This window comes from Olsenella uli, from assembly GCF_901212675.1.
GTDB lineage: Bacteria > Actinomycetota > Coriobacteriia > Coriobacteriales > Atopobiaceae > Parolsenella > Parolsenella uli_B.
The window spans coordinates 2,741-14,032 of record NZ_CAAKOQ010000054.1 but is presented as its reverse complement, the minus strand read 5'-3'; the positions used below and the strand labels follow the sequence as shown (position 1 = coordinate 14,032).

Here is an 11,292-nt window from a genome sequence, read left to right as displayed (position 1 = left end):
ATACAAATCCGTCAAAGCCGCACGCCCATTAACTGGCGCTCACAAGCACCCGTTCAAAACCGTCAAAACCGCACCATCCCAACGAGAATCCTCGAACAGCAGGCGATGGACGCCTCAACTCATTAAGTCGCTTGGCGCTAGGTGCCAGGACCGCAGCGAAGGCGTAGCCTTGCTTGCGATACGCTGCGCGCGTTGCACGAGCCGAGCTACAAGATCGGAACGTCCGGCAACAGCTCGCACACGGCAACGGCCAAAGCACGGCCGCACTCGTTCGTAATGGAGACCTTGGCGTCAGCTCGCCCAGCTACAGGCCCAAGAAGCCGCACCGTTGGCGCACCCGACTCGGCGTCCACGCACTCGATATCACCCATGCCAGCCGCAAGGCCCACAGCGGCCAGGGCCTCGCAAGTGGCCCGCTTCGCGGCAACTCGCCCGGCCAGGTACACGTCGCGCTCGGCGCGGCCCGACGCCTGCGCAAGCTCGCAGTCGGTGAAGGGGCCGCCTTCGCCCGCCAAGGCCCCGACGTCCGCAACCAGCGCCATCGCAGTGCCCGCGCCCCGCACGGCGGCGCAGCTATCGCTTGCCAAACAGGCCACCCAAGAGCCCGCCCAGGCTGCCGCCGCCCAGCATCTTGCCGGCAATGGCGCCCATGTCCAGCTTCGACATGTCAACGTGCAGCTTCCGCGCCGCATCCTGCAGCTCGGCGACGTCAAGCCGCACCACGTCGATCTGCTCCAGGTCAAGCTCGGACAGGTCCACCACGCGCGACAGGTCGAGCCCCGAACCCGAGAGCTTGCGCAGCGTGGCCGTGAGCACTCCCGTCACGTCAAAGCCCGTGGCACCCGTGATGCGTTCCACGGCGCCGCGCGGGTCGGCAATGAGCTCCTGAGCACGCGCCGGCGCGGCCTCGACCGCCTCGGCCACTCGGTTGGCGATGGTCTGTGCGTCCATGGGACTCCTTGATAGACGTGATGGCCCGCAAAGCCGAGCCAGGACAATAGGATGCAGGGCGTCAGCCCAGCAAAGACGGGCAGCGCATCCCTAGCTCGTGTGCCGCCAGCGCGTGTCCGTGAGCGTGCGCGCAACGCCAAGCCCCACCGGCAGGAACGCCACGATGAGGATGGCGCGCGTGGCCCAGCTCAGCATGTTGACCGTGTCGAACACGCACATGTAGTAGATGGCCCGGTACATGTAGAGGCCCGGCACCATGATCACGATCGACGGCACGGTGAGCGAGATGCGCGGGAAGCTCGTGTGCAGCCCCAGCGCGGCGGCCAGAAGCCCCGAGCAGAGCGCGCCCGCAAACGCGGCGGCCTCGGGGGGAGCGCCGGCGGAGAGCCCCAACGCCGGGAAGAGCGTGGGCAGGTCAACCAGCGAGAGGCGCAGCGTGTTGGAGATGGCCCCGATGCAGCCGGCCGTGGCGCACATCTTGGCCGGGCTGTTGAACATGACCGAGAAGCCGTAGACGCCCACGAAGCTCATCGCGAGCCTCAGCAGCGTGAGAGACAAAGGCGCGAGGCCCAGCGGCTGGAAGTCGTCGGGCGCAAGGCCCACCACCTCGGCCACCAGCCAACCCACAAGCGTGGCCAGTACGATGACCGACACGGCAAAGGTAAGCCGCTCGATGCCGCTGCGCATGTCGAGCTTTGCGATGTCGAGCCCCGACGTGATGAGCGGAAAGCCCGGGATCACGAAGAGCATGGCGCCGATGTAGCCCGCCTGGTGCGCAAGCGCCGACGGCACGGCCATCCCCAGCAGCCTGAGCACGAGCAGGTACGTCACGCACGCCGCAGCCACGCCGCACGCGATGCCGCTGAACTGCCCGATCTTGCGCCGGCCCATGCTCGCGCGCACGAAGTTGCCGATGCCCGCGCCGGCCGTGGCGCACAGCATCTCGACGGGGCCACCACCCAGCAGGAACACGAAGGCGCCACACGCGCAGCCCGAGGCCAGGCCCAACTGCCAGGGCACGTAGTTGCCCTTGGCCTTCTCGATCACGTCGAGCAGCTCGTGGTAGCCGTGCACCGTGAGCTCGCGCCCGAGCGTCTCCACCTCGCGCAGGTAGTTCTCCATGAGCCAGATGCGATGCGTGTTGACGCCGCTCGCCGCCAGGCTCACCACCTCGCTGAACGTCTCGTGCCCCTCGATGCAGGTGCACTCGATGGCCAGAAGTGAGATGTCCACGTGGATGACCACGCCCAGCACGCGCGCCACGCGGTTCATCGCGTCGCGCACGCGCCACGCGCCGGAGCCACCCGCGAGCAGCAGAAGGCCAGTCCGGCAGATGATGGTCGACTTGTCGGCAAGCGGGGCGTCGACGGCGAGCTCGTCGCCCTCGCGCACGACCTCGTGCCAGGCCGCCTGCATATGGTGCGGCCGAATCCTCACGCCATGAGAATGATGGCGCCTCAGCAGCGTTGCTCTCTCTATCATGCTTCCCCCGTTGTTAAACTCATGCGGCACCCATGGTACCCCCCAACGAAGCGGCGCTGGCTGGGTATAGACTCAAGGATAAAACCAATTCGTCGCGCGAGGTCATGGGTCCCGATGCGACGCGGTCCGCACGGCGGCGTGGCAGGTGACGCACGAGACGGGCACCCGCCACGCGTCGCCTCGCAAGCGGCACGTCGGGACCAGGGAATGCCAGGCGGCGGAAGGAGGAGACATGCGAGCTGAGGATTGGACGATGCTGGCTGCTTTGGTGGCGGGAGGCATGTCTGCTGCCCTCGTCGCCGGCGGCTTCGCGCTCGGCGCGCACCTGCGCAAGAAGGAGGTGGCCGAGCAACGCAAGGTCGACGCCGCCTGCGCCGAGAAGTGTGCGCGCCAGGCCAGCGAGACGTCCGCGCGCGCGAAGGCCCAGGCAAGGGCCCAAGCCACCGAGAAGGACTCGGGCAAGGATGGCACTGCGGCCGCCGGCACGGCCGAGAGGGACGCCACGCCAAGGGACGCGTCTGCCGAGAAGGGCGGGCGCGCAGCCGAGACGAGCGCCACAGCCTCGGCCGAGGCCCACGCCACAACCAGTGGCACCCCCGCCACCGCGGCCGGCGAGCTTGCCCTCGCCGCAAGCGCCGCGCCATTCGTGGCCAACGAGACCATGCCCTCGCGCGTCTCTCACCACACGAGCGCCACGCAGGACGACTCCCCCGCCGAGACGGCCCTCGCGAGGCGACCCTCCGGGGAGGTCGCGCCCGCGCCCGAGCTGCTCGACATGGACGAGCTCGCCCACACGCTGCTCCACGCAGACGACGCGATTGCCGAGCTCAAGCACCTCGTGGGCAACATCCGCACCAAGGAGGCCCACGCCACCGACGGCGAGGGCACGGCGGCCGACGCCGTGTCGTCCTATCTGGCGCGCGGCCTCGACGAGGCCGGCCTCTTTGCTGCCGACGCCGACCTGCCCGACGTCACCGTCATCCGCCCCAGCCGCAGCAAGACCTTCTACCTGCGCGTCGACGAGGCCCAGGTGGCCTGGCCCGACATGGTGCGCGTCCTCGCCATCGAGGGTGCGCTCAACCGCACCCTCTTTGCGTGGGAGCACCTGAGCGCGGAGGCCGAGGACGCAGAGGCCGCCCTCGACGCCCAGGCGCTCGCGCTCAAGGCGCCCGAGGACGAGCAGGCCGACGACACGGACTCGGCCGCGATCCCAGCCGGCACCGCCGACACCGCCACCCCCGCCGAGACCGAAGCCCTCGCCAGCACGCCCGACGACGCCGGCGACACCCCCTCCGCAGGCACCCCCACCATCGAGGACTGCTACCGCTTCAACCAGGCGCTCGTCTCCTCCATCGCCGCGCAGGTGGGCACCGACCCCATCCCCCACGCCAGCATGAGCGATGTCATGGGCGAGTGGGGCGTGCGCCAGTCCATCTCGGCCGGCATCGAGACCTTCCGCCTGCCGCTCAGGCTCGTCGCCAACTTCCGCGTCAACCTCATGGGCGGAGACGCGGCAATTGTCACGAAGTTCGTGCCGGCCGGCGCCCAGCCCGCGTCGGTGTGGTCCGAGGAGCTCGGCCGCATCGTCCCGGCGTCGCACCAGATGCGCGAGATGGAGGCCACGAGCTACGCCCTGCGCTGCGTCCTTCTGCTCGCGAGCCACGCCTTCCGCTGCTCGCGCCGGCTCTGCCACGTGTTCGTCGCCGTCGTGCTCGACACGCCCACGCGCCACGCCTGCCTGCTCACGGGAGACGTCGCCCGCAGGGCCCTGCGCGAGCTCGACCTCGCGAGGTCCTTCGACGCCGTGGCCGCCTGCCGCCAGCTGGGTCTCACGTTCAAGCTGCAGGACGGCGCACTTACCGAGGTGGAGCAGGGCTTCTCGCTCGACGACGAGCGCTTCTGCCCCTCGACGCGCTACGCCACGGTGGACCTCTCGAGCCGCCTCCTACCCCGCTTCGAGGCAAACCTGCTGGGCGCCACGCGCGTGAGCGACCTCGCCATCAACGAGAACGCGCACCGAAGCGAGGTGGCACGCGAGCTCTTCCGCGAGCTCACGCCCTCAACGGAGAAAAACGTACGCGAGATCTTGGGCCTCACCTCGCGCGACAGCGACCCCTCGGTGGTCGATGCGGGGCGCCGCACGGCCCGCGCCCTCATCGACGGCAGCCTCTCGGACGACGACGCCTACGGCATGGAGGACGAGTTCGTCGACGGCGACGAGCTCACCCGCTCCTGCCAACGCGCGAGCCAGCTGCTCGAGCGCAACCGCGCCCACGAGGCCGTGGGCGTGCTCACCGACGCGCTGGCGCCCATCGACGCGCTCGATACCTACACCGACACCGACACCGTGGTCTGGCGCGAATTCACGAGCTACGTGGCCCGCACGCTCTACAATCGCCTGCTCGCCAAACCCGGCGTGACGGTGCGCCTCGTACCCGACGCCTACTTTGGCGCCCAGCTGCTCATGGCAACGGCCCTCATGCTCGACGGCAAGACGGAAGCGGCACTCGGCTTTGCCCGCCGCGCCCAGGACCTGAACCCGCTCGACATGTCGGGGACGCTGCGCGCCACGCGCTGCCTCGAGATCCTGGGCCGCCAGGACGAGGCCGCGCGCGAGCTGCGCCACTACCTCGCCTACGCGTTCGACCCGCAGGGCATCGGCACCTGCTACTACCGCCTTGCCTTCATGGAGTGGCACCTCGGCAACCTGGACGTGGCCGACGCCTGCTACCAGAAGGCAGTCGTGAGCCGGGCGTCGTGCTCGGGCGCAGCGATGCTCGAGCTACAGACCATGCGCGCGATGACCGCCACCAAGGGCGTGGAGCCCAAGCAGGTGGAGAAGGTCCTCGAGGAGGCCGACGTGCCGCTGGCCCCCACCGAGAAGGTCGTGGGTGTGCTCGTGGAGGCTGCGCAGGCCGCCACCGACGCCGAGGTCTTCCCCGTGGCTCGCAGCTTCGCCACCCTGCTCGGTGCCCTCTCCGGCGACGACGTCATGCACGGCGTCGCCAACTCCCTCGAGCGCGAGCCCGACCGCTAGCATGGTGCAATTGGGGACGTGTTCGTTTTGCACACCCCCGAACGCAAGAGCGGGCCGACGGCCTCTTCCGTCGACCCGCTCTTCTTTGCTCTCTCGCTGCCGCGAGGCCGCACGTCCGGAACCCACAGCCTACAGCTCCAGCTCCATGAGCTCGGCAATCGCGCAGATGTAGATCTTGAGTGCCTGGCGAAGCTGCTCCTCGCTCGCGCCCTCGTCGGGGCCGTGCATCTGGCCCACCCACTCGGGCGTCTCCTGGTGCGGCTCCTCCGGACCAAAGCTCGCCGCCCGCGCGAAGTGGCGCGCGTACGTGCCGCCGCCGATGGTGAACGGCTTGGTGTCGAGTCCCGTGTACTCGTTGTAGCAGCGCACGAGCGTCTGAATCTCAGGCGAGCTGGGATCCACGTAGAACGGCACGCAGGTGCGGATGACGGAGAACTCGGCGCCGTGGCCGGCCGCCACGCGCGCAAGCTGTGCCTCGATGGCCTCCGAGGTGGTCGACTTGGGGTAGCGGCAGTCCGCCGTCTGCTCGATGCGGCCGTCGGCGGTGAGGCTCACGAGGCCACCCACGCAGGTGAGCGGGTCGAAGATGTCGTCCGTGGCGTCAACGCCAAGCGCAGCCCCGCGCGTGTCGGCGTGAAGCACGCGCTCGAGCTCGAGGAACTCGCGCTCGCCGTCGGAGCACAGGCCGTTGTCGAGAAGGTAGCCACACAGCATGCCGATGGCGTTGCGAGTGCCCTCGGGAAGCGACGCGTGGCCGCCGACGCCGTGCGCCGTGATGCGCGCGAGCGGCTGGCCGTCCTCCTCGCCTGCCGGCTCCACCTCGAAGTTCTCGGGCACGGACAGCGCCTGGGCGTCGGCACGCACCACCGCGTGGGCCAGGCTCGGTACCGCGTTCACGGCCGAGCCGCCCGCAAGCTCGAGGATGCGGGCACCCGCCACGGAACCCGCCACCGGCTTGGACGAGAACGTGCCCTGGAGCTGGCCCTTCTCGCCGCAGCAGACCGGGAACTCCGCGTCCGGCGTGAAGAGGAAGTCCGGCTGCGGGTAGTGCTCGAGGTACCACTCGACGTCGCCCATGCGCGTCTCCTCGTTGGCGCCCAGCAGCACGCGCAGGGTGTAGGGTATCCGCTCGCCGGTCTCCTCCACGCGCTCGGCAAAGAAGCGCGCGGCGTGGAGCGACAGTACGGCCGGGCCCTTGTCGTCGATGGTTCCGCGGCCGAGCAGCCAGCCCTCGCGGCGAACCATCTCGAACGGGTCGGTGTGCCAGCCCGGACCCTCGGGCACCACGTCCACGTGCGCGATGGTGGCAATCTGCTTGTCGGAGACGCCGGGCAGGTCGGCAAAGCCGATGTAGCCGTCGCAGTCGTGGGCGGCGAGGCCCACGCGGTCGGCGATGCAGAGGGCCTCGTCGAGCGCCTCGCGCGGGCCAGGGCCCCACGGCGCGTTCTCGGCGGCGTGGTCGAGGTCCTCCACGCTGCGCACGTTCACGAGGTCGGCGATGTCGTCGAGCACCTCCGGCCACACGCGCTCCACGAACGCGTCGATATCCTGCTTGAGCTGGTCTTTATTGGCCATGGGAGCTCCCGTCTCGCTTTCGCGGCCGCGCCGTCAGTTCATCATGCCAGTGTAGCGCGACCGGGCGAGGCCGAGGGGCGCCGCACGCCCGTCTCGAGCGCTAGATCACGTAGTCGTTGCCCACGAGCGAGTCCACGCACAGGTCCGAAAGCTTGATCCCGTCGAGGTAGTCGCTGATGATGCGGTCCAGCTTGACCCACATCTCGTGACATCGGGTCTCCTCCACGCGGAAGGTCCGCTCGTCCTCCAGGCCCGACACCGGCGCGAGCGACCCCTCCGTGAGGCGCAGCACCTCGCCCACCGTGTAGTCGGACGCGTCGCGCGTGAGGCGGTAGCCGCCGCCCTTGCCGCGCAGGCCCTCGATGAGGCGCGCGCGCACGAGCACCTTGAGGATGCTCTCGAGGTACTTCTCCGAGATGTCCTGCCGACGCGCGATGTCGCGCAGCGGCAGGTAGTCCTCGCCCACGTGCTCGGCGAGGTCGATCATGACGCGCAGGGCGTAGCGTCCCTTGGTTGAGACGAGCATGGCGGCCTCCTTAGCAGCCCAGATATGGCGCCGTGCGAGAAGGCCGGTTTACGGTGACGAGCGTTCGCGCCTCTCGCGCCCCGCGAACGAGACGCCGGCGTTGCGCACCGCGCACGAGTCTGCGCAGCCGAACCAACGCGAGGCCCACGCGCCGCGCCCGGCAAACCGCAACCCAGCCTTCCGCCCGACTCATTCCGAGCTTCATAGCTTTTCCCCACCAATTCTATAGGATGATAGGTAGTAGGGTTAGTCAGAATGCACCAGGAGGCATCATGATTCCAACGCCAGCCCAAGCCTACGTGCAGCAGAGACGTCATCATCACCGGTGCCGAGCGCCTGGGCTGGGAGCTCCCCGGCCTCTTCGAGCGCACCATCGAGGCCGAGCACCACTCCCCCAGCGCCCCGCATGGCGACGACGCATCTGCCAGCGAGTAGGTTGGTTGCGCGGCCCGATTTGCAATGTGCCGGCGTTGTCCAAGCAGCCCACGCCACCATTTTTCCAGTTGCTGGTCACGAAGGGCTATTTACCGTTGCTTATTATGACTTCCGACCTGGACGTTCCTCCATCTAGGAGAATCCTGGAAGCAGTTATTTGTTATAAGACATCAGACTCGCCATATAGGTTGCTGGTTTCTTCCCAACCAACCCCCGCGAGGCGGATTGCCCTCTCCGCCACCCACGGTAAATCGACCTTCGTGACCACCATCGCAATATAAGCCGGCAGCACCCATCCCCCAGGCATGAAAACCCAGCAATCGAGAAGCCAGGACCTCACACCCGCCCCACCCCCATAAAGATGCATATAGTCCCATCCAGCAGTTTCGTGCCCTCATATGCCAGTCACGTACAAGGCCTTTGTTTACGAGAGAAGCCAGTTCTCTGACAAGGCGGCCCCATACACAAGGATGAGGAGAGAGACCGCCGATCTTATCTTTGAGAATCTCGACTATTTCCAGTCATACGATAAGGTCAAGGTTTACTACGACGATGGGCAGTCGCTCGTTGCTCACGCGCTGCATACGGCCTTTGAGTACGTTCTTGCAAAGGTGCGGTGCTGTATAGGGAAGCGGAGCCCACTGCACTCATTCTCTCGCAGGCAGCTGACATGCTTTGCTCGCTCAGGCTGACCTCTCGCAAGTACCAGACAAAGATGTCTCGCCCGAGCTCGGCGCAGACATCAAGAGAGACGGAGTGACCCTCTATGAGAAGGAATGAGAGCTACGCCTCCGCGCTCTACACGCTCCGCTAGGCACCGCAGCAGGACCTTACCATTGATTTCGTGTAAACAAACAAGGGGCATCCCGGGGTAACAAGAAAGGGGCATCCCGGGGTAACAAGAGAATAGAAAGCGGTCGACCGCCGCTGCATCAGTTCGCCAGATTATCCATTATTCCCAAAAAGTATGAGATGTCTGATGAATAGTTAGGATACGTAGCTTCCAGGTCCTTCACGGACGAGACGAGAACCATGAGCACGTCCTGCATCTGCTCCTTCTTGCGCTCTAGGGTATTAAACCTCTCTTGCACCTTTTTCTCTTGCGAAGCTGGAAACACGTCTATTTGAGTCAACTGCTGCTCGTAGTCAATATATAGTATGCAATATTTAGCGCCAGCAGAATTGTAGAAGCTATTGATCATACGCACCGAACTGGAACACGCCCTCAGCCTGGCAAGTATGCCTAGATCCTTCTCCAGCAAAACAAGCTCATCGCAAATATCGCCGAGACTGTCCGGGGTCTCGGGAACGCGGGCACACCCCTCAAGAACAGCAAAAGCAGCCGACACGAGAGAGAAGTACCGCTTTTCCTTTGGTGAACCTCCACCAAATTTCATGCGGCCTCTCTTGATGACATCATACGTCTCAAGAGCCGTTGCCCACGAATGCTGCAATTCTGTCCTGGTCTGGGTCTCGCACGCCAAGCCGCGATATCCATACGGCATGACATCATGAGCTGTAATGACACGGAGACTGCGATAGCCATTTGCTTTTGGGGACTCGCGTATATAGTCGATAACACCACGTGAGGGTCTAATCTCGATAGCAGGATTTGATTTGAGACATTCGAGAGCCCCATAGACCTCGTCCACGGTTGACACTACCGCACGGCATCCCGCAAGGTCTTCTTTACCTGATTCTTGGAGTATGAAGGAGGACTGCCCCCGACCCCACGGTCCACCGCGCACGAGGCCGCCGCGCGGATCACGTGGAACGGGTCGATCCAGCCATCGACCTCGCGGAACGGTATCCTGGAGGCGCCGTTCACGTACTGCGCCTCGCCGTCGGCGCCCAGGCTCACGCGCTCCACGCGGGCCAGGTCGAAGCGCCGGCCGACCTGCGCCACCGCCTGCTCCCAGAAGTCGCCCGGCGACTCCCCGACGCGGCCGATGCGCACCGGGTCGGCGCATAGGAACGGCCGCTCATCGACGCCGTCCAGCAGGTCCGCCACCTCAAGGACCGAGGGGTCCGCTTCGAGCTGACGGACGAGCAGGAGGCCGAGCGATTCCTGCGGGAGAGCAACTTCTTCTTCAAGGTGAAGGCGTTCGCGAAGTGCTTCTCCAGATACACCAACCCCAGCTCGGAGCACTTCGGCTCCTACATCAACCTCGACTTCGCCTACCTCGCCGAGCTCACGAGGCTCGACCACCACCTCCGCGAGACGATCCTCTCCCTCACGCTCGACATCGACCACTCCATGAAGGTCGAGCTCAACAGGATGATCATGGACGCGGGAGACGACCCCTACGAGCTCATGGCGTCCTTCTTCGACTCCGAGCGCGAGAGGAAGGTCAGGGTGCTCGAGAAGAGGGTCGACCTTTGCTCCATTCGGTCGAAGGCCCCGGTAGTCAGAAGCCTGTCCGGAGACCTGACGGCATCGGACGCCAAATCCGTCATCTCCGCCCTACCCTCCCTGCTGCACCTTGCATCGGATTCGCTCGACGGGATAGACCCCGACCACACCGAGAGGAGCCTCGCCGGGCTGGGCGGGTCCTCCTTCACCCGCAGGCTCGTCGAGAAGTACGGGGACCCCGGACACATGGCGGTCTGGAACTACCTCGAGCTCGCGTCCTTCGGAGGCGTCATCTCGCTCTACAAGTACTACGTCTTCGAGCGGCAGGCGATGAAGGACAAAGAGGCGGTAAAGGGTCTGCTTTTCCCGACGAAGGCGCTGAGGAACGCCGCCGCCCACAACGGGAACATGCTCAGCACGCTCGGCTCGAAGCTGAGGAAGCCCGTCGGCTCCATCTCTAGGATGGCGGTCGAGGAGCTGGGAATCGACCGCGAACTCGTGTCGCTCACCAAGAGGGCGCCCATCGTCCACGACTTCACCGCCCTCACCCTCTTTCACCGCCCTCGCCCTCTGCTGCATGCACATGGTCAGGAGCGAGGACGCGAGAGGAGACGCCGCCGAGCAGCTCCGAGCCCTGCGCAGGCGATTCATGGCGCACGGGGACTACTTCTCCAAGCAGGGCGAGCTGAGGAACGGCCTGGCCATGCTCAGCGAGGTCATGGACAGGGCGGCTGACCGGCTCTCACGGCAATAGCGGACACGTCCCGTAGCAGCAGAAGTCAGCTCTCCGCATCCATCACCGCCCAGCTCACAGGCGCAATACCCGGAATAGACTAATGTCATTCATTCACGGACGCTCGTCCTGGGCGCCCGTCCCATCCCCAGAAGCCGCTCTCTTAACAGAAACGGCCGCCTTCCGTGGTGGAAAGCGGC

9 protein-coding genes are annotated in these 11,292 nt (G+C 66.1%); 2 read left to right on the top strand and 7 right to left on the bottom strand.

The features are described 5' to 3' along the window. Positions 1-206: 206 nt before the first annotated feature. The 3 genes from EFAMC1_RS09035 to EFAMC1_RS09025 all read right to left on the bottom strand — a co-directional run bounded on the left by EFAMC1_RS09035 (position 207) and on the right by EFAMC1_RS09025 (position 2,433). Complete coding sequence (locus EFAMC1_RS09035; protein WP_154053950.1) at positions 207-587, bottom strand: hypothetical protein; 381 nt, start codon at positions 585-587, stop codon at positions 207-209. After that, on the bottom strand, positions 574-951 hold the full coding sequence (locus EFAMC1_RS09030) for a hypothetical protein (RefSeq protein ID WP_154053949.1): 378 nt from the start codon (positions 949-951) through the stop codon (positions 574-576). Before EFAMC1_RS09030 ends, EFAMC1_RS09035 begins: the two co-directional genes overlap by 14 nt. Before the next feature lie 90 nt (positions 952-1,041). Continuing rightward, entirely contained in the window at positions 1,042-2,433 is a 1,392-nt protein-coding gene (locus EFAMC1_RS09025; RefSeq protein WP_154053948.1) for a threonine/serine exporter ThrE family protein, read from the bottom strand. 232 nt (positions 2,434-2,665) lie between these two features. Between EFAMC1_RS09025 and EFAMC1_RS09020 the strand changes: the two genes are divergently transcribed. Continuing rightward, on the top strand, positions 2,666-5,470 hold the full coding sequence (locus EFAMC1_RS09020; RefSeq protein ID WP_154053947.1) for a hypothetical protein: 2,805 nt from the start codon (positions 2,666-2,668) through the stop codon (positions 5,468-5,470). A gap of 129 nt (positions 5,471-5,599) precedes the next feature. On the opposite strand, the gene EFAMC1_RS09015 is transcribed toward EFAMC1_RS09020, so the two are convergent. From EFAMC1_RS09015 to EFAMC1_RS09000, 4 genes are all read right to left on the bottom strand, one after another. Next, positions 5,600-7,045 carry a Sapep family Mn(2+)-dependent dipeptidase gene (locus EFAMC1_RS09015; RefSeq protein ID WP_154053946.1) on the bottom strand — a complete coding sequence of 482 codons (1,446 nt, stop codon included), beginning with the start codon at positions 7,043-7,045 and terminating at the stop codon, positions 5,600-5,602. A gap of 100 nt (positions 7,046-7,145) precedes the next feature. Continuing rightward, positions 7,146-7,571 (bottom strand): RrF2 family transcriptional regulator, encoded by a 426-nt coding sequence (locus EFAMC1_RS09010; RefSeq protein WP_154053945.1) that lies wholly within the window; start codon positions 7,569-7,571, stop codon positions 7,146-7,148. A gap of 1,367 nt (positions 7,572-8,938) precedes the next feature. Then, the gene (locus tag EFAMC1_RS09005; protein WP_261981847.1) at positions 8,939-9,658 is read right to left on the bottom strand and encodes a hypothetical protein; all 720 of its coding nucleotides are present in this window, start codon (positions 9,656-9,658) and stop codon (positions 8,939-8,941) included. Between the two features lie 8 nt (positions 9,659-9,666). After that, entirely contained in the window at positions 9,667-10,017 is a 351-nt protein-coding gene (locus tag EFAMC1_RS09000) for a hypothetical protein (RefSeq protein WP_187324641.1), read from the bottom strand. An 84-nt stretch (positions 10,018-10,101) separates the two neighbouring features. Here EFAMC1_RS09000 and EFAMC1_RS08995 point away from each other — a divergent pair, with 84 nt between their 5' ends. After that, complete coding sequence (locus EFAMC1_RS08995) at positions 10,102-11,094, top strand: Abi family protein (RefSeq protein WP_187324640.1); 993 nt, start codon at positions 10,102-10,104, stop codon at positions 11,092-11,094. Positions 11,095-11,292: the final 198 nt, after the last annotated feature.